At 46.2% G+C, this 21436-nt stretch carries 22 protein-coding genes and 1 tRNA gene; 14 read left to right on the plus strand and 9 right to left on the minus strand.

The features are described 5' to 3' along the window. Window positions 1–56 precede the first annotated feature (56 nt). The 4 genes from hisB to hisG form a co-directional block, all read right to left on the minus strand. Window positions 57–1196: a bifunctional histidinol-phosphatase/imidazoleglycerol-phosphate dehydratase HisB gene (gene hisB, locus Q1V85_RS24390; RefSeq protein ID WP_300604570.1), complete on the minus strand. Its 1140-nt coding sequence runs from the start codon at window positions 1194–1196 to the stop codon at window positions 57–59. Window positions 1197–1198: 2 nt separating this feature from the next. Then, window positions 1199–2272 (minus strand): histidinol-phosphate transaminase, encoded by a 1074-nt coding sequence (hisC, locus tag Q1V85_RS24395; RefSeq protein ID WP_300604572.1) that lies wholly within the window; start codon window positions 2270–2272, stop codon window positions 1199–1201. A 42-nt stretch (window positions 2273–2314) separates the two neighbouring features. Then, the gene (gene hisD / locus Q1V85_RS24400; RefSeq protein ID WP_300604575.1) at window positions 2315–3595 is read right to left on the minus strand and encodes a histidinol dehydrogenase; all 1281 of its coding nucleotides are present in this window, start codon (window positions 3593–3595) and stop codon (window positions 2315–2317) included. A gap of 117 nt (window positions 3596–3712) precedes the next feature. Continuing rightward, window positions 3713–4573, minus strand: coding sequence for an ATP phosphoribosyltransferase (gene hisG / locus Q1V85_RS24405; RefSeq protein ID WP_300604578.1), 861 nt, complete (start codon window positions 4571–4573; stop codon window positions 3713–3715). A 245-nt stretch (window positions 4574–4818) separates the two neighbouring features. Between hisG and Q1V85_RS24410 the strand changes: the two genes are divergently transcribed. The 6 genes from Q1V85_RS24410 (at window position 4819) to Q1V85_RS24435 (ending at window position 9597) form a co-directional block, all read left to right on the plus strand. Continuing rightward, window positions 4819–5586, plus strand: a complete 768-nt coding sequence (locus Q1V85_RS24410) for a 3'-5' exonuclease (RefSeq protein ID WP_300604581.1) — start codon at window positions 4819–4821, stop codon at window positions 5584–5586. Between the two features lie 46 nt (window positions 5587–5632). Continuing rightward, window positions 5633–6373 (plus strand): polyprenol monophosphomannose synthase, encoded by a 741-nt coding sequence (locus Q1V85_RS24415; RefSeq protein ID WP_300604584.1) that lies wholly within the window; start codon window positions 5633–5635, stop codon window positions 6371–6373. Between the two features lie 13 nt (window positions 6374–6386). Continuing rightward, on the plus strand, window positions 6387–6842 hold the full coding sequence (locus tag Q1V85_RS24420; protein ID WP_300604587.1) for a DUF4268 domain-containing protein: 456 nt from the start codon (window positions 6387–6389) through the stop codon (window positions 6840–6842). 44 nt (window positions 6843–6886) lie between these two features. Further along, a complete protein-coding gene (locus tag Q1V85_RS24425) occupies window positions 6887–7798 on the plus strand; it encodes an alpha/beta hydrolase (RefSeq protein ID WP_300604589.1) in 912 nt (303 codons plus the stop codon). Between the two features lie 105 nt (window positions 7799–7903). Further along, window positions 7904–8572 carry a flavodoxin reductase gene (locus tag Q1V85_RS24430; RefSeq protein ID WP_300604592.1) on the plus strand — a complete coding sequence of 223 codons (669 nt, stop codon included), beginning with the start codon at window positions 7904–7906 and terminating at the stop codon, window positions 8570–8572. A gap of 107 nt (window positions 8573–8679) precedes the next feature. Continuing rightward, on the plus strand, window positions 8680–9597 hold the full coding sequence (locus Q1V85_RS24435) for an SMP-30/gluconolactonase/LRE family protein (protein ID WP_300604595.1): 918 nt from the start codon (window positions 8680–8682) through the stop codon (window positions 9595–9597). A 147-nt stretch (window positions 9598–9744) separates the two neighbouring features. Here Q1V85_RS24435 and Q1V85_RS24440 read toward each other — a convergent pair whose 3' ends face one another. Then, window positions 9745–10002: a hypothetical protein gene (locus Q1V85_RS24440; protein WP_300604598.1), complete on the minus strand. Its 258-nt coding sequence runs from the start codon at window positions 10000–10002 to the stop codon at window positions 9745–9747. A gap of 323 nt (window positions 10003–10325) precedes the next feature. On the opposite strand from Q1V85_RS24440, the gene ssb reads away from it, so the two are divergent. Continuing rightward, window positions 10326–10679: a single-stranded DNA-binding protein gene (ssb, locus tag Q1V85_RS24445; RefSeq protein ID WP_300604601.1), complete on the plus strand. Its 354-nt coding sequence runs from the start codon at window positions 10326–10328 to the stop codon at window positions 10677–10679. A 217-nt stretch (window positions 10680–10896) separates the two neighbouring features. Next, the gene (locus Q1V85_RS24450) at window positions 10897–11691 is read left to right on the plus strand and encodes an META domain-containing protein (RefSeq protein ID WP_300604603.1); all 795 of its coding nucleotides are present in this window, start codon (window positions 10897–10899) and stop codon (window positions 11689–11691) included. A gap of 226 nt (window positions 11692–11917) precedes the next feature. Here Q1V85_RS24450 and Q1V85_RS24455 read toward each other — a convergent pair whose 3' ends face one another. Next, a complete protein-coding gene (locus Q1V85_RS24455) occupies window positions 11918–12391 on the minus strand; it encodes an Hsp20/alpha crystallin family protein (RefSeq protein WP_300604605.1) in 474 nt (157 codons plus the stop codon). A 29-nt stretch (window positions 12392–12420) separates the two neighbouring features. Continuing rightward, window positions 12421–12717, minus strand: a complete 297-nt coding sequence (locus Q1V85_RS24460) for a hypothetical protein (protein WP_300604608.1) — start codon at window positions 12715–12717, stop codon at window positions 12421–12423. 669 nt (window positions 12718–13386) lie between these two features. Here Q1V85_RS24460 and Q1V85_RS24465 point away from each other — a divergent pair. The 4 genes from Q1V85_RS24465 to Q1V85_RS24480 all read left to right on the plus strand — a co-directional run bounded on the left by Q1V85_RS24465 (window position 13387) and on the right by Q1V85_RS24480 (window position 15619). Further along, on the plus strand, window positions 13387–13992 hold the full coding sequence (locus Q1V85_RS24465) for a superoxide dismutase (protein WP_300604610.1): 606 nt from the start codon (window positions 13387–13389) through the stop codon (window positions 13990–13992). Between the two features lie 259 nt (window positions 13993–14251). Further along, window positions 14252–14325, plus strand: a tRNA-Arg gene (locus Q1V85_RS24470). Between the two features lie 119 nt (window positions 14326–14444). Then, entirely contained in the window at window positions 14445–14918 is a 474-nt protein-coding gene (locus Q1V85_RS24475; protein ID WP_300604612.1) for a 23S rRNA (pseudouridine(1915)-N(3))-methyltransferase RlmH, read from the plus strand. A 56-nt stretch (window positions 14919–14974) separates the two neighbouring features. Next, on the plus strand, window positions 14975–15619 hold the full coding sequence (locus tag Q1V85_RS24480) for a rhomboid family intramembrane serine protease (protein ID WP_300604615.1): 645 nt from the start codon (window positions 14975–14977) through the stop codon (window positions 15617–15619). A gap of 136 nt (window positions 15620–15755) precedes the next feature. On the opposite strand, the gene Q1V85_RS24485 is transcribed toward Q1V85_RS24480, so the two are convergent. Both Q1V85_RS24485 and Q1V85_RS24490 read right to left on the minus strand, forming a co-directional pair. Next, entirely contained in the window at window positions 15756–17654 is a 1899-nt protein-coding gene (locus tag Q1V85_RS24485; protein WP_300604618.1) for an Nramp family divalent metal transporter, read from the minus strand. Then, the gene (locus Q1V85_RS24490) at window positions 17647–18315 is read right to left on the minus strand and encodes a metal-dependent transcriptional regulator (protein WP_300604621.1); all 669 of its coding nucleotides are present in this window, start codon (window positions 18313–18315) and stop codon (window positions 17647–17649) included. Before Q1V85_RS24490 ends, Q1V85_RS24485 begins: the two co-directional genes overlap by 8 nt. Window positions 18316–18422: 107 nt before the next feature. On the opposite strand from Q1V85_RS24490, the gene Q1V85_RS24495 reads away from it, so the two are divergent. Together Q1V85_RS24495 and Q1V85_RS24500 are read left to right on the plus strand one after the other, a co-directional pair. Next, window positions 18423–19397: a hypothetical protein gene (locus Q1V85_RS24495; RefSeq protein ID WP_300604623.1), complete on the plus strand. Its 975-nt coding sequence runs from the start codon at window positions 18423–18425 to the stop codon at window positions 19395–19397. A gap of 567 nt (window positions 19398–19964) precedes the next feature. Continuing rightward, window positions 19965–21434, plus strand: coding sequence for a family 43 glycosylhydrolase (locus tag Q1V85_RS24500; protein ID WP_300604626.1), 1470 nt, complete (start codon window positions 19965–19967; stop codon window positions 21432–21434). Window positions 21435–21436 lie beyond the last annotated feature (2 nt).

Here is a 21436-nt window from a genome sequence, read left to right on the forward strand (position 1 = left end):
GATGTTTGAAGTTTTTTGTCTGAGGTGTAACATCAAACCTCAAACGATAAACGGTTCTACAACATTCCTTTCGTGCTGGGCAACTGATCATTGCCCGGCGTTCTTTTAATGGCCATTTTTATAGCCTTTGCCAATGCTTTGAAAATGGCTTCTATCTTATGATGCTCGTTTTCGCCTTCGGCCTTAATGTTCAAATTCATCTTTGCCGCATCACTAAGTGATTTGAAAAAGTGGTAAAACATTTCGGTGGGCATTTCGCCGATCTTTTCGCGTTTGAAGGATGCATCCCAAACCAGCCAGGGGCGTCCCCCGAAGTCCAGCGCCACTTGTACCAGGGCATCATCCATGGGCAAACAAAAACCGTAGCGCTCAATGCCTGCCTTATTTCCCAATGCCAACCCTAATGCTTCTCCCAGAGCGATGGCCGTGTCTTCGATCGTATGATGCTCATCAATATGGAGATCTCCCTTGGTTACAATGCCCAGGTTCATGCCACTGTGGCGACCCAGCTGGTGCAGCATATGATCAAAAAAGCCAAGACCCGTATCAATGGAACATTGTCCCGTTCCATCGAGGTTGATATCGATCTTTATTTTTGTTTCATTGGTATTGCGCTCATGTGTTATCACCCTCGATTGCAGCTGAAGCAATGCATAAATATCCTGCCAGTTGGTGGTTTTTAAAGCAATGGTGGATTCCAGCTCTTTTGCAGAATCTGAGATCTCCGCAGCTCCCAGGGTTTCATCCTGTACCAGCCAGATGCCTTTGCAGCCCAGGTTCTTCGCCAGCTGGATATCGGTAATGCGGTCACCAATCACATAAGAGCCTGCAAGATCGTATCCTGGGTTGTTGATATATTTTGTAAGCATTCCGGTTGCCGGCTTGCGGGTGGGCGCATTTTGTTCAGGATACGAACGATCAATAAATACTTCGCTGAAGTGGATGCCGTCTGCTTCCAGGTTACGCATAACCAGGTTCTGGGTAGGCCAGAAGGTCTCTTCGGGGAATGCTTCGGTGCCCAGCCCGTCCTGGTTGGTTACAATCACCAGTTCATAGTCCATCTCTTTTGCAATTTTACCCAGCCAGGTAAACATCCCTGGATAAAACGTTACTTTATCAATAGAATCCAGTTGGTAGGTAGGGGGCGCTTCGTAAATCAATGTTCCATCCCTGTCGATAAACAATACTTTTTTCATTTTCAGGAGGTGTATGCTTTTAATGTATCAATTAAAATACGGTTTTCGTTTTCGGTGCCTACCGTAATGCGCAGGCAATCTGCACACCCGGGAACGTTGCTGCGGTTGCGCACGATGATGCCTTTTTGCTGCAGGTACTTAAAAATTTCGTTTGCACCGGTCATTTTTACCAGCAAAAAGTTCGCATCCGAAGGATACACTTTTTGTGTGAAAGGAAGTTGGTTTAATTCGCCCTCCAGCCAGCTGCGCTGTTCTATGCAATCGCGGATCCAGGTATTTACCTGGTCGATATTTTGCAATCCCTGCAAGGCCAGTTCCTGGGTGGCAATATTAATATTGTACGGGTATTTGACATTATTCATTAGCTGGATGATTTCTTTGCCGGCAAATGCTAATCCAAGGCGTAATGCTGCCAATCCCCATGCTTTTGAAAGGGTTTGCAATACCACCAGGTTGGGGTGATCTGCCAGCTGAAGTGACAGGGTTTTTTGCCTGGCATAATTGATATAGGCTTCGTCCACTACCACAATGCCGTCAAAATTATTCAGGATCATTTCAATATCCTGACGGGTAACACTGTTGCCGCTTGGGTTGTTTGGCGAACAAATAAAAATGATCTTCGTATGCTCGTCGACGGCATCAGCAATGGCCTGTATATCCATCTGGAAATCGGCATTCAGCGGTACCTCTTTTACTTTTATGTTGTTAATGGCGGCCGCCACACCATACATGCCATAGGTAGGAGGCAGGGTAATAATATTGTCAAAGCCCGGCTCGCAAAAAATACGGATCAGTACATCGATGGCCTCATCACTTCCATTTCCGGTAAAAATGTGCTCCACCGGAATCCCTTTAATAGTGCTAATGCGCTGCTTGAGCTTTGCTTGTACCGGGTCCGGGTAACGGTTAAGTTGTTCGCGCTGTTCATTAATGTTGAGCGTTACCGGTGAACCAATGGCATTTTCATTGGCATCTAACATCACGCTGGCTTCGCCGCTGAACTCATGACGCGCGGTGGAATAGGGCGCAAGGTTCTTAATGTTTTCCCGTACTAAATATTCTAAATTAAATTCCATATTGTTCTTGTTTCTGAAAACTGACTGCTAAAAGCTAATTGCTTATTTCTGATTGCTGATACGCACCTTAACGGCATTGCTATGCGCCTGTAACCCTTCGGCTTCGGCCATGGTAGTTACAGTGCCTGCAATATTTTTCAAGCCTTTTGCGGTCAATTGCTGGAAGGTGATCTTTTTATAAAAGCTGTCGAGCGAAACGCCGCTGTAGGCTGTCGCGTAACCGTTCGTGGGTAGTGTGTGATTGGTGCCGCTGGCATAGTCTCCAACGCTTTCGGGAGAGTGGTTACCGATGAAGACAGAACCTGCAGCTGTAATAGCTTTTAAAAGATCATTGGTGATCTTGCAGGCCAGGATCAAATGTTCGGGCGCATAGAAATTAGATAACGCAACCGCCTCTTTAAGATTTTTTATCACCACGATCCGGGAATGTTCCAGTGCTTTGGCAGCAATGTCTTTCCGGGGCAGGACTTTCAGCTGCGCTGTAACGGCCTTTTCTATTTTTTTCACCATACCCGCCTGCGTGGTAATGCAGATCACCTGTGAGTCGGGCCCATGCTCTGCCTGTGCCAGCAGATCTGCCGCCACAAAATCGGGATTGGCCGTGTTATCGGCAATAACCAGTACTTCTGAAGGCCCGGCCGGCATATCAATGGCCACGCGGTTTTGCACCAGCTGTTTAGCTGTGGTTACATATTGATTGCCCGGGCCGAATATTTTGAAAACCCTGGGAATACTTTCTGTTCCATAAGCCATTGCAGCAATGGCCTGCGCACCTCCAATTTTAAATATCTGCTGAATGCCACATAATGAGGCTGCATAAAGAATGGCGGGGTGTACCTGTTGCGCTTTATTACAGGGCGTACATAATACCACTTCCTTACAGCCGGCAAGGCGGGCGGGCAAGCCCAGCATCAGCACTGTGGAAAATAAAGGTGCGGATCCTCCCGGGATGTATAGACCTACTTTTTCAATAGGGCGGCTTTCGCGCCAGCAGGTAATGCCTTCCATGGGAACGATTTTTTTGGAGGCTTCCTTTTGCGGCCGGTGAAAGGCCTCAATGTTCTTTTTGGCCTGTTTTAAGGCGGCTTTTAACTGCGGGGTAATGTATTTTGCGGCTTCTTTTATTTCGGCATCGGTCACCGCAATCGATGTAAGCGACACGCCATCAAATTTTTTACTAAAGTCCCGCAGCGCTGCGTCCCCGTTTTTTTGAACAGCAGCCAGGATACCGGTTACTGCCGGAATGAGTTTCCGGTCGTCCTGAAGCGGGCGGGCGCAGATCTCAGACCAAAGATCGGGGGTGGGATATTTATAAAATTTCACTGTTTGCTATTTAAGTTAGATACGAGAGATGAGATCATAAGAAGTGAAACCGGCGAAGCTGTCATGAATAGATATACCATTTTATTTATACTACTCATTTTTTCACGATTGCCATCCTCATTCAATCATCTTTTCAATCGGAATGATCAGGATGCCTTCGGCGCCGGCTGCTTTCAGGTTTTCGATTACATTCCAGAAATCAGACTCGCTGATCACAGAGTGTATAGAGCTCCAGTCTTTTTTGGCCAGCGGAACAATGGTCGGGCTGTTAATGCCAGGCAGGTAGGCGCAGATCTTTTCAATGCTCTTGTTGGGCGCATTCAACATTACATATTTGTTATACTTTGCTTTTCTTACTGACCGGATCCTGAACAATAGTTTTTCCAGCAGTTTCTTACGGGCAGGGCTTAGTTTTTTGCCGGAAATAAGGACCGCCTCCGATTTCAGGATGGTTTCAAACTCGTACAGTTCATTACTGAACAGGGTACTGCCGGAGCTTACCAGGTCACAGATGGCATCCGCCAAACCGATCCGCGGCGCAATTTCTACAGAGCCGCTGATCACATGAATATCGGCCTTGATCTTATTTTGCTTGAGCCATTTATTCAGGATAAACGGGTAGCTGGTGGCAATCTTCATACCATCAAGGTCTTTTATAGCCAGTTTTTTCCGGGTTTTGGGCAGGGCAATAGAAAGACGGCATTTGCCATATCCCAGCCGTTCCACGATTTCGGTGGCCTTGTTTTTTTCAAGGACTACGTTCTCGCCTACAAACCCGATATCGGCCACTCCGTCCTGCACATATTCCGGAATATCATCATCCCGTAGGAACAGGATCTCCGCATCAAAATTCTCCGCATTGATCTTTAGCTGGTTGTTGCCATTGGGCACACCAATGCCACACTCTTTTAACAGCTTTAATGAGTCTTCGCTGAGCCTGCCCGACTTTTGAACCGCAATTCTTAATTTTTCCTGCATGGTTTTTGTTTTTTAAATAAAAAAGGCTTACAAAATTTGTAAGCCTTTTTCTATAAGTTGATACATTGCATCACCGGGCCTACGCGGGTAAGTCTGTAAAATGATGATGAATATGTACTAAAATTTTCATTGCGGTGCAAATATATACGAAAATTATGATTTCCCACTTTTTTGGTAGAAAATTTTAGGAAGAGAAATTCAGCTGCAGTGGAAAATGCCTATCTTTAAAGTTTTAAAAAGGATACATGTTACAACTTACCAAGCCCCTTGCTTTTATTGACCTGGAGACTACAGGAGTGAACCTGGGTTCCGACCGCATTGTAGAAATTGCCATTGTAAAAATCTTACCCGATGGAACGCGGAATGTAAAAAGAAAATTAATCAATCCGGAGATGCCCATCCCGAAAGCCAACTCTGAAATACACGGTATTACGGATGAAATGGTAAAAGATGCGCCCACCTTTGGCCAGGTAGCCCAGGAATTAAAACAAGTGTTGGACGGTTGTGATCTTGCTGGTTATAATTCGAACCGCTTCGATGTTCCGTTGCTGGTGGAAGAGTTTTTAAGAGTGGGTGTTGATTTTGACATGCGGGGCCGCAAACTGGTGGATGTACAGAACATCTTTCATAAAATGGAGCAACGCACCCTGGCTGCCGCCTACCGGTTTTATTGCGATAAAGTACTGGAAGATGCACACTCAGCCGAAGCAGATGCTTCTGCTACCCATGAAGTGTTGGTTGCCCAGATTGCCCGTTACCCGGAATTGGGAACTTCCGTGGAATCCATCAATAAAGCCATCGGAGAAGAAGTTATTGTGGATTTCGCACGCCGGTTTATTATGGACAATGGTGTGGAAGTATTCAATTTTGGAAAATACAAAGGAAAATCTGTTGCAGATATCCTGAAAGCGGAGCCTCAGTATTACGACTGGATGATGAAGGGCGATTTTCCACAGCATACCAAGCAAAAACTGACGGAGATCTTTACCCGTACCAAATTAAAGAAGAACTAAGCCCGTTAGAGGGCTGTTAATGTTATTTACTGAATGAAGGGAGCGCGTGGATAAAGTTGTTATCATACCCACATATAATGAAAAGGAGAATGTTGCCCGGATCATTAAGGCTGTAATGGACCTGGAGGGGAACTTTCATGTGCTGATTGTAGACGATGGATCCCCGGATGGGACGGCGGATATTGTAAAAGCATTGCAGGAACCTTATAACGGCAGGCTGTTCCTGGAGGAGCGTCGCGGAAAACTGGGGCTGGGTACTGCGTATATTCATGGGTTTAAATGGAGCCTGGCCAGGGGATACCAGTTCATATTTGAAATGGATGCCGACTTTTCGCATAATCCGAATGATCTGATCCGCTTACACCAGGCTTGTGTAAATGGAGCCGACCTGGCCATCGGAAGCCGGTATGTAAAGGGCGGCGGCATCGTAAACTGGCCTGCAGACCGGGTATTTATTTCTAAAGGAGGGTCGTTGTACACACGCATTATTACCTGGATGCCCATAAAGGATCCCACGGCCGGTTTTATGTGCTATACAGCAAAAGTGCTCCAGGCTATTAATTTTGACAATATCAGTTTTGTGGGATATGCATTTCAGATTGAAATGAAATATGCTACCTGGAAACTTGGTTTTAAGATAAAGGAAGTGCCGATTGTTTTCCAGGACCGTACGGAGGGACAATCGAAGATGAGCAAAGGCATCCTGAAGGAAGGAATATTCGGCGTATTGAACCTGCGCTGGCAAAGCCTGTTCAAGAATTACAGGAACCGGGTTTCAAATAAGTGATGCAATCAATGTTATGTATAGTAAGCATGAGGCTGCGCTGATCAAAAAAGAATTCTGGACTTCATTGGGCATGTACCTGAAGCCGGTATTAAATGCCGAAGGTCAGAAGATAAACTGGGTGAATTACAAGACGGGTATCAAGGGGCTTTATTTCAGAACCGATGTAACTAAAAAAGCCGCCAGTGTTGCCATAGAGCTGACGCATCCGGCAGCATCGGCCCGCCTGGCTGCCCTGGAAAAACTGGTATCGCTAAAGCCGGTTTTTTCAGAAATGGTAGGCAACGACTGGGCGTGGCAGGAAACGGTTTATGACGAGGCCGGCGCGCCTATTTCGCGGGTCATTATTCAGAAAGAGAGCGTGAACATTTTCAACAAGAACGATTGGCCGGCGATTATATCATTTTTTAAACAGCATTTAATAGCGCTGGATGCTTTCTGGCAGGTGGCGAAGGCGTATTTTGAAGATTGATCCTGACCGGAGTATACTTAATAAAGCGCTAAAAAACGGAATCAATGAAACAATTAACGATGGGCTTGCTGGCTACTGTAATTTTACATACAATGACAAATGCCCAGCAGGAAATTCCTTTGTATACCACTGTACCAAACAGCATACCTGCAGCGAACCTGGAAAAGTCGGTGACAGGCGCGGATGGAATCACCCGGATCAGTAATGTATCTAACCCAACCATAACCATCTATCAGGCAGCAGGAACATCAAATAAGCAGCCTGCTGTGATCATTTGCCCCGGCGGAGGATATTCCATCCTGGCTGCAAGTCATGAAGGCGCAGATGTGGCCCGGGCCTTTAATGAATGGGGGATAACCGCTTTCGTATTAAAATACCGCTTGCCAGATGACCGTATTATGACGGATAAATCCATTGGTCCGCTGCAGGATGCGGAACGCGCCACTCAGTGGGTGCGCGAACATGCAGCCGGGTATAATATCGATCCGCATAAGGTGGGTATCATGGGCTTTTCTGCTGGAGGGCACTTAGCCTCCACACTTTCCACGCATTATATGGATGCGGTGATCGCCAATCCCAAAAAGGTTTCATTACGCCCGGATTTTTCAATATTGATTTACCCCGTGATCAGCTTTGGCGATAGTATAGGGCACCGCGGCAGCCGGGAGCGGCTGATCGGAAAAACACCTGCGGCAGCCGCTATTCAAAAATATTCCAACGAACTCCAGGTAAATAAAAAAACACCCCCGGCATTCCTGGTGCATGCAAAAGACGATCGTACGGTTCCCTGGCAGAACAGCGAACAATATTATGAGGCGTTGCTGAAAAATAAGGTAAAAGCCCGTGTGTTCTACTATGAGCAGGGTGGTCATGGATTTGGAATGCAAAATAATACCTCCGATGTGAAATGGATGGACGAATTAAAGAAATGGATGGAAGGGCAGCATATTCTTTAAAAAGCTCGAGGGTAAGCCGGTGAGGTATGGCATAGGTCCGCGAATGGACAAATTGTTGTAACTTAGGAGAACGGTGTAGCGCCGTTATTAGTTTAAACCGTTGCCATGAAGTATCCTGTAAAAATAAGATCGATAGAACATGTTACCCATGATGTGCTGGGTATACGCGTAGATAAACCGGAATCATTGGTTTATATTCCCGGACAGGCTACAGAAGTTTTTATTGACCGTGAAGGATGGCTGGAAGAAGGACGGCCGTTTACCTTTACATCCCTGCCGGACGCCGATTACCTGGAGTTTACGATAAAAACCTACCCCGAACGGAAGGGCGTTACGGCTCAGCTGTTGCAATTACAAGCGGGTGACGGGCTTTTGCTGAACGATGTATTTGGTGAGATCGCTTATAAAGGGGAAGGCTTATTTATTGCCGGAGGTGCGGGCCTTACACCTTTCCTGGCTATTTTACGTCAATTGCAAAATGAAGACCGTATCGGGAATAACCGGCTGCTTTTTGCCAACAAGCGAAAAGCAGATATTATACACGAGGACGAATTACACCGGCTGCTTGGTGCAGGTTTTGTAAATGTGCTTTCAGACGAGATGCTTCCAGGGTATGAACACGGATATGTTTCCGGCAACTTATTGAAAAGAATGATTCCTGATAGCGGATCTTATATTTATTTATGCGGCCCGCCGCCTATGATGGATGCTGTAGAGGCGGAATTGGCGGCGCTTAAGATCGATCCGGAGCATATCATTAAGGAAGGTTTTTAGGTTTTGACTAAAGGCGACATCTCTAAACGGCAATCGCAGGTAAATGGACTCTTGAACAGCCGGATGCGGCGATTGTTAAATACCCCGTGGCTCTATAAGTTTTAATTATGATCCGAAATTTAATTCTTGGTGCGTTGCTTTTGATGCAACTAACGTTATTTGCCCAGCAGCCAGCTGTGCCTTTTTTTGATTCTTTAGGGATTATTGCAAAAAATGCGGTACTGCAAAAGATCAGTTCCCGATTTTCATTTACGGAAGGACCAGTGGCAGATAAAGCGGGGAATATTTATTTTACAGATCAGCCCAATGACCAGATATGGCGTTATAACCTGGATGGAACGCTTACCGAATTTATGTCGGCTTCCGGCCGGGCTAACGGACTGGATATGGATGCCCGGGGCAATATCATAGCCTGTGCCGATGCACAAAACGAACTGTGGTCGATTACTCCTTCCGGAAAAGTTACGGTGCTTTTGAGCGATGTAGGCGGCAAAAAGCTCAATGGCCCCAATGATTTGTGGATCGATAAACGAGGAGGTATTTATTTTACAGATCCCTATTACCAGCGAAAATACTGGACACGTACAGAACCGGAGATTCTGCAACAGAAAGTTTATTATCTGCCGCGAGGTACCCGCCAGCCTGTTGTGGTTACGGATGAACTGGTAAAGCCCAATGGTATTGTTGGGTCCGGAGATGGTAAACTGCTGTACGTTGCCGACATAAAAGATAACAAAACATACCGGTTCCGGATCGGCAAAGATGGTTTTTTGTCTGATAAGATAGTATTTGTATCTCAGGGGGCAGACGGTATTACGCTGGATGAAAAAGGCAATCTTTATCTCAGCGGTAACGGCATTACAGTATTTGATCCCAAGGGGCGCAGGATCGCCTATATACCTGTTCCTGAAAAGTGGACAGCCAATGTTTGCTTTGGGGGCAGGAACCGCGACCTGCTCTTTATGACGGCGGGAACCAGTATCTACGTTTTGCAAATGCGGGTAAAAGGCATAAGGAAGTTTTAGTGCTGGCTTCAAACGCCGTTTTCACTGAAATGGGCCGGTATTGCAGGGGGATGCATCGTTACCCGAATATCTGAAACTTCGCAGCAAGGTACAGCCGGCTGCTATAGCCGGGTGGGTCGATGCGGCGCAGGTGATTGTTGCGGGCCATTACTTTTTTCGAACGATCAGTAACCAGTCGTTTTCCAGCAGCAGGTATCCATAATCATAGCAAAAAAAGTAAGTATGCCCCTTCTTTGTCTGATACTGGTTGGTTATGTATTTAAACTGGAATCCTGCTAATCGCAAACTGTCGCGATGGATTGCGATTGTTTTTTCTGTTTGTTGCAAATGTTCCTGCAGTATTTTCCGGTTTCTCCGGAGCGCAGCATTAATATTCCGGATTAATTTCTCGGGGCCGCTTTTCATTGAGTTGTTATAGTGATTTCTACAAAAGTCATCACAGAACTTTTTGTCAGCTCTGCCCTTTACTGGTTTTTGGCAGGAAAGGCATAATTTTCCTGAAGCGTCGGTGTTTGGCATAATTACCTGGTTTTCCTTATACAATATACAAAATTATTCTGTTATAAGTGTTTGTAAACGCTTATAAGTGTTTACTTACGTAAGTAAACGTTTAATAACCGGATAATCCTTCAAATCAGGTGCATCTTTGAACTGTTGAATCCGATAGCGCTGTCGGTTCAGCCGGAATAACAAATATGATCACCGCCGAAAGGCCCAAAACCAACGTCATGTACACAATCAAAAACAAAGTTCAATTAATCGGTCACTTAGGTAGTGCACCCGAAGTAAAAGCAATCGCCAGCGGAAAAAAAATGGCCCGTTTTAGTATTGCCACCAACGAAAGTTATAAAAACGCCAGGGGCGAAAAGGTAACTGACACACAATGGCACAACCTGGTTGCCTGGGGCAAAGTAGCAGATATTGCTGCCCGGTACCTGGAAAAGGGCCGCGAAGTGGCTGTTGAAGGAAAACTCGTCAACCGCCAGTACGAAGACAAAAACGGCCAGAAACGCTATTACACCGAAATACAGGTGCAGGAATTATTGCTGCTTTCTGGTGGCCACCGGAGCGTTGTCGAATAACACCTTAGAAAAGCGCCGTTGCTAACCACAGGGTTGCCCTCTCTTCCGGCAGCCCTTTTTTGTGGCTGGTACTTAAAGGAATACGAAAAAGCTAAGGTCCGGTAGAGTTGTCCTGCCAGGCCGCGCTTATTGGCATTGTACTGAGCGACGGCCCCGTTAATAATTGCTCTATCTTTGTATCGCTCAAATATTCCTGTGAACTTTAAAACCTGTTATCATGAGAAAAGCAATTTTCATTTTCGCAGTGCTCGTCGCCATCCTCTTTGCAGCATGTAATTCCTCAAAAAGACCAGCCGGAAACTCCGCCGGAACCGGGGCCAACGGAATCCTGGAGCAAAAATGGAAACTTATAGAACTGGCTGGCAAACCGGTGCCGGACCAGATCAATCAAAAAGAACCATTCTTACAATTGCAGGGCAGCGATGCGCGGTTTTCTGCATCTGCGGGCTGTAATGGCCTGGGTGGTACCTTTACCTTGAAAGGGAATAACGGGATCCGCTTTAAACTTGGAGCATCAACCTTAATGGCCTGTGATCATATGGAAATGGAACAGGGACTGGTAAAAGCCCTGGAGTCTTCGGAGCATTACACCATTCATAATAACGAGCTTTCGCTCAACAGTGCGCGGATAGTGCCCCTGGCACGGTTCCGGGCGATAACGGATGCAGGAGCAAACGGTGCTTTAAACGGGACCTGGGAGCTGAATTATATATCCGGCTCAAGGATTGCTTTTGAAGGGCTGTATCCCCGCAAACGCCCTACGATCGTTTTTGACCTGCCGCAGACTACGGCCAGTGGTAACAGTGGTTGTAACCGGTATACTATTTCTTTTTCGATCAGTGATCATTCTATCCGGTTTAAGGAACCCGCAAGTACCAAAATGTATTGCGAGGGCGCCGGAGAGCCTACCTTCTTTAATACATTAAAAACCGTTACCAGGTACGATGTGGTAGGCAATTCGTTACACCTGATCATGGGCGATATTGCAGTGATGCGGTTTGAACGTAAATAAGCAGTGTTCTCTTGGCCGGTGATGATGTTCTCCCAGGCAGGAGTGTTTTATTATTAGAAAGATTATAGGTTACCTGCTTTTTTTAATATTGGGAAGAATATGATCCCATAGTGAATATAAAATAAGAAGGCGGCATCAAAGCTCCGCCTGGTCGCCGATGCTGAATCAAATCAGTATGATACAACATGGCAACGGAATTTTGATAGCCCCCTTCTTATGAATGGTATTAAGCTACGTTTACTTCCTGTCCTGGTTTATTGGTTTCCGGATTTTTCTGGAATATAATTTTTAATACGCCGTCGGTGTAGCTGGCATTGATTTCATCCGTTAATACTTTATTACTCAGTTGGAAGGAACGTTCAAAAGAAGCGGGTTGATATTCCTGGTAAACGTACTGCGATGCTTCCTTTTGATCGGGCGATGCGTACCGGATGGTAAGGATCTCTTCTTTTACGGAAATTTTAAAATATTCCTTTTGAAGTCCGGCCGCATATAATGAAATAATATAGGCGGTTTCTGTTTCTTCAATATTTACGGGTTTTGAACCATTCATGTATTCCTGCAGCTTATGCATCCAGGGATGCCCGCCACCGAATGGACGGCCTCCGGTTTTTTTGCCAAAAAAGCAACGGTGTTGTTTAAAGCGGGTATCAAAAAAGTTTTGTTGTGTATTGCCGCTTATGGGTTGATCTGTAAACATGATTTTTTGTTTTTGTGTTTAATAAATGATTAATGAATGGGAATGATTGCAGGAGCACCCTGGCTTTTTTTATTCATGACGGGCTGCAGGGAGCTATTACCACGCAGTTCATTCATATACGGATGGGCATTCCAGTCCAGGCGGTCTCCATCCGCCCATTTTTGACGGACCTTTGTAATGATCTTGCCAGCGATAAGAACGATAATGCTGATCCCAATGGCCAGTAATAATAGCTTGAAGAGCAGGAACAATACCAGCGAAGCTAAACCAATCAATAAGGTAAGCCCGGCCAGACGTGGAAGAATAAACAGGATTCTGTGTTTCATTTTTACATTTTTTAATTATAAAACGGTTGTTTATTAAGAAGACGGCCATGCGTTGCATTTACTTTAAAAAGAAGAAAAAAAATGAAAGGACATGGCTAAGTTGGATCTGCGCCTTCTGAAGATCCTGGAACTAACATAAGATAGCGCCATCATTGCTTGTGACAGGGATGCGATGAATCATGTTGTGCAGTTGCGTGGTAAAGCCATACACCACCAAAGCATTTTGCGATGAAGGCTGCGCTCCATCTATGGTATCGGGAAGATGATCGAACTCAAAATCTCGATGTGCTCGTAATTGTAGGGCTGTCAGATAGACAACGAAGCCTTATAAGCTTGGCAGAACCCGGTTGCGCAAAAACCGGCGATCGATTACAAAGGTGGAATGGTATATCATACAAGTATTAGAAAATATTTCGTTTGCTGAGGTGTTGCGGCTTCATTTCAACATGATGAATACTTCAGCTTATTGAAAGAGGAGAGAAGAGGTGGATTTAATAAACAAAGCTTTTCTTTGGTTTATTTATTTTTTGTCAATACCTTTGATCTGTAAAAGCAGGCTTGCGAAACTTATATCCGTTGAATTACAGCCTATGCAATTGTTGATTGCAGAAGGGGACGCGGGTAAAAGGACGCTGCCCTATAAGAGAATCGTTCACCAAAAAAAAGTATATGATACATCAATTACCCTTGTTGCCTTATGCACATGATGCATTGGAACCCCATATTGACACTGCAACGATGCAGATCCACCACGGGAAACATCACCAGGCATATGTAGACAATCTGAATAAAGCCATTGCCGGTACGGAGCATGAGCAAAAAACGCTGGAGGAGCTTGTTGCCGTTGCCGGTTCTATCAGTCCGGCTGTGCGGAATAATGCCGGCGGGCATTGGAACCATCGGTTTTTCTGGGAAAGCCTTTCTCCAAACGGCGGCGGAGCACCCTCGGGAGCACTGGCTACTGCCGTTGACCAATATTTTGGTTCTTTTGAAAAGTTTAAAGAACAGTTTCAGGCAGCTGCTGTTTCCCGGTTTGGTTCCGGATGGGCGTGGCTGGTTCTTGCATCGGATGGCCGGCTGACGATTACATCAACTCCAAACCAGGATAATCCTTTGATGGATGTATCGGAAGTAAAAGGCAAACCGATTATTGGTGTGGATGTGTGGGAACACGCATATTACCTCCGGTACCAGAACCGGCGTGCGGAATACCTGAATGCATACTGGCAGATCGTGAACTGGGAAGCTGCCGAAGCTTTATTTTCCGGCCGGTAATGAACCGGGAAGGGCGGTAATGGTATATATCTGTATCATCAGCATGTATACACCGTCTGCTGATGACATTCAATGATGCTTCCTGATGCGCTGCATAAAATGAACGACCAGGGGCACTTACTGACCGGAATCGGGAGTGCAGGGATTTAGTACAACGGTCAGTTAGCAGGGATAAAAAGATATAGAAGAAAAGTGGAAAGTTTTTTTACAGTCTTTTGGCTGAAATCAAAGAAATACCTATCTTTGCCACCCACAAAACGGCCCCGTAGCTCAATTGAATAGAGCATTTGACTACGGATCAAAAGGTTTCAGGTTTGAATCCTGACGGGGTCACTTAAAATCAAGGAGTTACAGGTAATGTAATTCCTTTTTTTGTATATATTGTTTGGTACGATCCTTGACAATCTTGTTTGAATTTTTGATCCGTGTGGCAGTTCATAAAAATATTGTAGATGAAAATAGCTTTTTGGGCGTTGGGAAAGCAACATGAGGCTTATGTAAAGGAAGGCGTGGAGGAATTTTCCGGTCGCATCGGGAATTATTTCCGGCTGGAGTGGGAGTTGATTCCCGTACCCAAGGAGGCGGCGCATCTCAGTCCCCAGGAACTGAAAAAAAAAGAGGCCACCGTGATTCTTCCCAAAATTGCGAAGGAGGATTATCTTGTTGCATTGGAGGAGCGGGGCCGACAGATGAGTTCGGAAGGACTGGCTTCTTTTTTACAGGGGCGCGCCAATGCCGGTACCCGGCGTATAATTTTTTTGATCGGGGGTGCATACGGGTTAGATGAAACTGTTTTAAGAAGAGCAAATACCTTATGGAGTTTATCGCAACTGGTTTTCCCTCATCAGTTGGTGCGTCTTATTCTTGCCGAACAAGTATACCGGGCCTGCACGATCATGAAAAATGAAAAATACCATCATTCTTAAATAAGAAATACATATCGAGATTTGAGAAATGAGGAAATTGTCGCTATTTTTAGCACATGGAAATAACCATTACGCTCATTATCACTATTGTTACCGTAGCCGTTTCCCTTTTAGGGTTCAGTAGTTCAAAAGTGATCGATAACCTTATTTTCTTTGGACCAGCTATCTCGCGGAATCATCAGTATTACCGGTTTATTACCCATGGTTTGATTCATGCAGATCTGATGCACCTGGCATTTAATATGATTGCTTTATTTACGTTTGGGCAATTTCTGGAGTCGTCGTTATTGTTTGGAAGTCCTGTGATTTTTGGGGCAGATGCCCCCATGTATTTTACAGGGTTGTATCTTGGAGGACTGATCGTTGCCAGTATCCCGGATTATTTCAAACATAAGGATGATTATTATTTCAGAAGCCTTGGTGCCTCGGGGGCTGTTTCCTCGGTTATTTTTGCGGGGATCATATTATTTCCCACTTTGCCCATCCGTTTTCTGTTTTTACCGGTTGATATTCCCGGCTGGATATTTGGTGGGCTGTATCTGCTGATATCTGCATATATGGACCGTCAGGGTGGTGGACGGATCAATCACGGAGCACACCTTTGGGGCGCTATTTTCGGTATTGTTTTTATTGTTGTTTTTGTAAGCCTGAAAGGACAGATCAACGTTTTTCAAAACTTTGTCGAGATGATCCGGAGGTAAGCAGGAGCCTGCCCCTGCATTTAACGATTATTTTTTAACCAGTCATCTTCAGCAGAAGCATCCAAACGCGAACCTCAATAGCCGGTTGTTTGAGGTTGCAGCGGATCTATATAACAAATGCAACCACCTCCAGCCTTTAACGGGAGACTTCGCTGCCAATGATCAGTATGGGAATCTTTAGCCGGTGCCGCACATTGTTGATGGTACTGCCATATATAAAATCCTTCAGCCCCTTATGCCCATGTGCACCCATCACCAGCAGGTCGGCCTGCTGACCGGTAACGATCCTGGGAATTTCGCGGGAGGCAATACCATAACCAAGTTCCCAAACTACCTTGTATCCTTTTTGACGGATCTGTTTGGCATAACCGCCTAAATACGCTTTGTCTGTTTTTGATTCTTCATCTTTTATTTCCTGGTTGTTAAACCGCGCTGCCACACTTTCTACCACATGGATCAGCACAAACTTTGTTTGAAGGCTGCCCTGCTTTAAAGCCTGTGTTATCAGCACGCTGTCGTTCTTTCTAAAGTCAACGGCAATGGCAATGGTTTGATAGTGATTAACGCCATCTGGGAGATCGAGCGGTGCGGGCTCCGGGTGAACGGGGGAGGAGCTTGTTTTAAGCTTTCTTTTACTAAAGGGATAAAGGACCGTATAGGCCAGCAGGATCAGGATCCCTGTAACCGCAAGCACGATCAGCAGTTTCCAGCCCCAGGAAGCCGTGGTGGCAAAGTAACCCGTGATGGCGTCCGCAACCATCCGGCCATTCAGATAAATCAGCACTACCGTAATGATCCAGGCTAATATTTTTGTAACCGGGCGTATGGCAAATATGCCCATTGTTTTCCGGTCGCTTACAAAATGGATCAACGGGATGATGGCAAATCCCAGCTGCATGCTCAATACCACCTGGCTGAAGATGAGCAGCTGGTCTACCTCATTTTCTCCATAGATACCAATCACAAGAACCGCCGGAACAATAGCAATCAGCCGGGTCAGCAACCGGCGCACGAGGGGATTGATCCGCAATTTTAAGTACCCTTCCATTATGATCTGTCCGGCCAGTGTGCCTGTTACGGTGCTGCTTTGGCCGGCGGCGATCAGCGCTATGGCAAAAAGCTTGGATGCGAAGTTGCTGCCGAGATGACTGGGCAGCAACTCGTAGGCCTGGCGGATTTCTGCAACATCGGTTCTGCCGGTTTTAAAAAAGATCGTGGCTGCCAGCACCAGGATAGCCGCATTGACCAGGAATGCCATATTCAGTGCAATGGTGCTGTCCCAAAAATTATATTTTAATGCTTTCCGGATCCCTTCTTCGGTATTTTTAAACTTACGGGTCTGTACCAGGGCTGAATGAAGGTAAAGATTGTGTGGCATTACGGTAGCACCGATGATGCCAATAGCAATGTACAAAGCCGCGTCATTCTGAATATGGGGTACAAAGCCGGTGGCCATTTCCCGGGGATCGGGGGAAGCAATGATGATCTGTACCAGGAACGACATGCCGATGATAAAAATCAACCCGATAACAAAGGCTTCCAGCTTGCGCATTCCGAACCGCTGCAACAGCATCAGCAGAAACGTATCCAGCACGGTAATCAGCACCCCATACATGAGCGGCATACCGGTTAACAATTGGAGTCCGATGGCCATACCCAGTACCTCTGCAAGGTCTGTAGCAGCGATAGCGATCTCTGCCAGCAGGTACAGGATAAAGTTGACGCCCCGTGGATAGGTTTCCCGGTTGGCCTGTGCCAGATCTTTATGTCTTACGATACCCAAACGGGCAGAAAGGCTTTGAAGCAGGAGGGCCATCAGGTTGCTCATCAGCAGTACCCACAATAAACTGTATCCAAACTGGCTGCCCCCTGCCAGGTCGGTGGCCCAGTTGCCGGGGTCCATATATCCAACGCTTACCAGGTAGGCCGGTCCGAAAAAGGAAAGGATACGCCGCCATTTGGGTTTGTTGGTTTGGGTAGTGTCTACCGACTGGTGTACCTCGCTCAATGAAATATCGGAATGATGCTTATTCATGATCCTTTACTAAAATGTTTTGCGATAGTTCTTTTGATATTTGTGTAGGCTGTTTGCTGCCTGCTTTTATTTCCAGCGACTGATCGTAGGAAAACCGTTTCCTCACTTCAAGCAGGGTGCCGATCTTTATATTTTTCTCATCCAGCAGCTCCAGTATGTTTGCCGACTGGTCTGCGATTTGAACTACCTCCACCAGGGTATGCAACGGTACTTCGGATAATAGCTTATTCGATAGTTTGGCAATATGCCCTTTTTCATCGGGGATGGGGTCGCCGTGGGGATCAATGCGGGGAAAGCCCAGGAATGCATCAAGCCGGTTGATGAGGCTGGTGCTGCCTACGTGTTCCAGTTCTTCTGCGATATCATGTACTTCATCCCAGTTAAATCCAAGCTTCTTCGACAGGAAATATTCCCAGAGGCGGTGCCGCCGGATGATCATCAATGCGCTTTTCCGGCCGCTTTCAGTAAGGTTGCAGCCATAATACGCTTTATAGTGCACCAGCTTTTTCTGTTTTAGTTTTTTGAGCATATCCGTAACAGAGGCGGCCGCCGTTTTTAACAGTTCCGACAGATCGTTGGTGCTCACGGGCTTTCCATCCTGTTCCAGGTGATAAATAGCTTTTATATAGTTTTCTTCTGTATGTGAAAGATTTGAAGACATCTAAATAAATATTTAGACAAATCTAAAAAAAAGTTGCGATTAGACAAAGAATTTATTTTTTGTGCAGATGCACGGGATTTTATTTATTTTGTTGTATAATTGAATGTATGCGTAAACCTTTATACTGGTTCCTGGTTGTAACGGCCGTGTTCCTGATCGCCTGCGGCGGAAAAAAGAAAAAGAAGATGACCGGTGATGAGGCGGTAAACATTGAGGAATTTATGGAAGCCTATCCAACACTGTCGCTTCCGTTCGTTTACGCCGATACTTCTTTCCCGGAGGAGGAAAATGATTCGCTGCGCATCGCTCCGGAGGTACTACACCAGTTTATACCGGATTCTGTTACGCTTAAGGTTTTTGGTGCCCGTGCGCATCCCGACTATTATCCGGTAGGGGCCGTTCGGGCTGGAGGGGGTGGCTTTTACCTGCTAACAAGGGGGATTGACCGGGACCGGAAAGTGCTGCTGATTTCTGCACATGATAAAAAGAAACAGTTTATCGCTGGTTTGCCCGTAATTAAACTAACGCCCAACACGAATGTATCCATTGCTGTAACAATTGATCCGAGACTGAATATCAACAAGGATCTGACGCAGAAGCTGCCGAACGGCATTGAAATCAGCGGACATGATGTTTTTGTATTGAATGAGGCCGCAAAAAAATTTTCGCTGATCATGACCGACAGTTTGGGGGATGGCTTTACCGAGCTGATCAATCCCATCGATACGCTGGCGCGTAAGCAAAAATACTCCGGCGATTATGGCGATAATAAAATGAACCTGATTTCAATCCGTGACGGACAGCGTGAAGGCCGGATGCGTTTTTTTATCCACCTGGAAAAAAATAATAAGGAATGTGTGGGTGAACTGAAGGGCGATGCACTGTTTTCCTCACCAACAGTAGCGGAATACCGGCAGGGCGGTGATCCCTGTGTATTGCGTTTTAGATTTGAAAATAACGAGGTTTCGCTGGAAGAAGTAGAAGGCTGTGGCTCCCGTCTGGGGGCATTACAATGCTCTTTCAATGGAACGTACCCAAAGAAAAAAGAAAAGAAGAAAGCAACCGCCCCGCAGGGAAAATAATTACAGCACAAGCATTCAAAGCGGGACCGTATAATAGTAACGCTGCGCTGCAGCGTAGACCTTTACGTTTTTTAAATTGGCCTGACGCATGCGAGCGTAATTCCTGGTCCTGCCCGGCTGAGACAGACTGGCGGGATTCGGCTCCTGGCGGACGATCCCGATCACTATCGGGGTTTGCTCCATTTCTCTCGTCATTGAAGCGGAAAAGAAGATATAAGACCTTGAAGTATCCCAATTTTCAGGAACGGTTGTTGTCACTGCATTCATTCGGTTAGCCTATCAAAAAATCTGGGGAACTTTCCAAAAGTCTTTCGTTGCTTTATTGATTTTGTGCTCATACATTAAGTACGCAGTACAACAGAAGCGGCGTGGCGTGCGTTGGCGTTTCACGGTTTTAAGCCGGTAACGCATTGCTGAATGGAGCATCTCATTCAAGGAAGGCAACCTTTTAAGCATACGAAAACAGCCTGAAAAAAATAAGATGCACCCCGGGCGGAAGCGCGATCTATTCTCTTTTTATTTGTATCTTGTAGGAGCATAGTTGCTTAAACGATTAAATTATCACGTATGAAAAAACAAATTGGTTCGCTTATACTGGGGGTACTGGTAGCATCCCTGGTTTTTTATTCCTGTTCACGGAAACAGGAAAATGCAACGGGGATGCCCGCAAATACGGTTGCAAAGCAGGGGACTTCTTCAAGTGTTTCACTTGCAGCCCTGGACCTGATGAGCGGAAACCCCATATTGCCACCATTTACGGCAGACCCGGATATCCTGTATGCCAACGGGCGTTATTATATTTATACAACGGCCAATGGTCCTACCGTAAATGAATTTCATGCCTACTCGTCGGCCGATCTGCTAAATTGGGTAGATGAAGGCGTGGTGTTTAATTTGAACAGCGTTAGCTGGTCGCATGCCGATGGCTGGGCGCCCTGTGTAGTGGCGCGCAACGGTCAGTATTATTTTTATTTTACAGCCAGCAAAAAAATAGGAGTGGCGGTAGGGGCGAGCCCTACCGGGCCATTTACCGATATCGGTGCGCCCCTTGCTACAGGACTTGGTACGGATCCGATTGACCCCATGGCTTTTATTGATACAGACGGACAGGCATACCTGTACTGGGGAAACACCACACTGAACATTCAGAAACTGAACAGCGACATGGTTTCGCTTACCGGTACGCGAAGCAATACCAAACCATCCAATTATTTCGAAGCACCTTATGTTATTAAACGCAACGGGGTCTATTACCTGATGTATTCGGTAAATGATTATCGCAACAGCGACTATCATGTGGAGTATGCCACGGCTACATCTCCTATGGGCCCCTGGACCGTTAAAGGACGGATTACGGCTCCTAATGGCAATATCCTTGGGCCGGGCCATAATGCGGTAATTACAAGGCCGGGTTGCAGCAGTGAATATTATTTCGTTTATCATCGCAGAACCAGCACCAATGTGGATGAGCGGCAGGTGGCCATCGACCGGATGTTCTTTGATGCCGCAGGCAATATTATGCCGGTGAATATTACCACCTCCGGTGTTATTGGTGTTACCGGGTCAGCGCCTTGTATCAATCCCAACCCGATCGCGAACGGCATTTATGCCATCCGCTCGAAAGTGAACACCAGTTCCGGGCAGGGGCTTTACCTTGATATTCCTGCCTGTGCTACCGGCAATGCGGATGTGCGTACCTGGACGCGCACCAACTGCAACGGACAACGCTGGGCATTAACCTACCAGGGGAACGGATTTTACAAGATCATCTCCCAGCAACCCAATCATAAATCGCTGGACCTGGATGCCTGCAAACTGGCCGTTGGAACCAATATACAGGTTTGGGATCAGCTGAATAATGATTGTCAGCTCTGGCGGATCGAAGATGCCGGTGGTGGCTGGTATCGCATTGTGGCAAAAGCGAGTGGTAATGTCATGGATCTTGCCAACGGAGATCCTGCGCCGGGCGCCGATATCCGGTCCTGGTCGTGGAATGGAAGCGATGCGCAGCTCTTCCGGTTTGAAGCGGCACCCTGACC

Origin of the sequence: Niabella sp., from assembly GCF_030150205.1 — a bacterium.
Lineage (GTDB): Bacteria > Bacteroidota > Bacteroidia > Chitinophagales > Chitinophagaceae > Niabella.

Bases quoted from the DNA above. Each gene is read 5' to 3' on its own strand.
- Q1V85_RS24450 (WP_300604603.1), top strand. From the start codon at position 10,897: ATGAGAAAAGCAATTTTCATTTTCGCAGTGCTCGTCGCCATCCTCTTT.
- hisB (WP_300604570.1), bottom strand. From the start codon at position 1,196: ATGAAAAAAGTATTGTTTATCGACAGGGATGGAACATTGATTTACGAA.
- Q1V85_RS24440 (WP_300604598.1), bottom strand. From the start codon at position 10,002: ATGAAAAGCGGCCCCGAGAAATTAATCCGGAATATTAATGCTGCGCTC.
- Q1V85_RS24410 (WP_300604581.1), top strand. From the start codon at position 4,819: ATGTTACAACTTACCAAGCCCCTTGCTTTTATTGACCTGGAGACTACA.
- Q1V85_RS24460 (WP_300604608.1), bottom strand. From the start codon at position 12,717: ATGAAACACAGAATCCTGTTTATTCTTCCACGTCTGGCCGGGCTTACC.
- Q1V85_RS24480 (WP_300604615.1), top strand. From the start codon at position 14,975: ATGGAAATAACCATTACGCTCATTATCACTATTGTTACCGTAGCCGTT.
- Q1V85_RS24485 (WP_300604618.1), bottom strand. From the start codon at position 17,654: ATGAATAAGCATCATTCCGATATTTCATTGAGCGAGGTACACCAGTCG.
- Q1V85_RS24495 (WP_300604623.1), top strand. From the start codon at position 18,423: ATGCGTAAACCTTTATACTGGTTCCTGGTTGTAACGGCCGTGTTCCTG.
- Q1V85_RS24475 (WP_300604612.1), top strand. From the start codon at position 14,445: ATGAAAATAGCTTTTTGGGCGTTGGGAAAGCAACATGAGGCTTATGTA.
- Q1V85_RS24465 (WP_300604610.1), top strand. From the start codon at position 13,387: ATGATACATCAATTACCCTTGTTGCCTTATGCACATGATGCATTGGAA.
- ssb (WP_300604601.1), top strand. From the start codon at position 10,326: ATGTACACAATCAAAAACAAAGTTCAATTAATCGGTCACTTAGGTAGT.
- Q1V85_RS24420 (WP_300604587.1), top strand. From the start codon at position 6,387: ATGTATAGTAAGCATGAGGCTGCGCTGATCAAAAAAGAATTCTGGACT.
- hisG (WP_300604578.1), bottom strand. From the start codon at position 4,573: ATGCAGGAAAAATTAAGAATTGCGGTTCAAAAGTCGGGCAGGCTCAGC.
- Q1V85_RS24490 (WP_300604621.1), bottom strand. From the start codon at position 18,315: ATGTCTTCAAATCTTTCACATACAGAAGAAAACTATATAAAAGCTATT.
- Q1V85_RS24500 (WP_300604626.1), top strand. From the start codon at position 19,965: ATGAAAAAACAAATTGGTTCGCTTATACTGGGGGTACTGGTAGCATCC.
- Q1V85_RS24430 (WP_300604592.1), top strand. From the start codon at position 7,904: ATGAAGTATCCTGTAAAAATAAGATCGATAGAACATGTTACCCATGAT.
- Q1V85_RS24425 (WP_300604589.1), top strand. From the start codon at position 6,887: ATGAAACAATTAACGATGGGCTTGCTGGCTACTGTAATTTTACATACA.
- Q1V85_RS24435 (WP_300604595.1), top strand. From the start codon at position 8,680: ATGATCCGAAATTTAATTCTTGGTGCGTTGCTTTTGATGCAACTAACG.
- hisC (WP_300604572.1), bottom strand. From the start codon at position 2,272: ATGGAATTTAATTTAGAATATTTAGTACGGGAAAACATTAAGAACCTT.
- Q1V85_RS24455 (WP_300604605.1), bottom strand. From the start codon at position 12,391: ATGTTTACAGATCAACCCATAAGCGGCAATACACAACAAAACTTTTTT.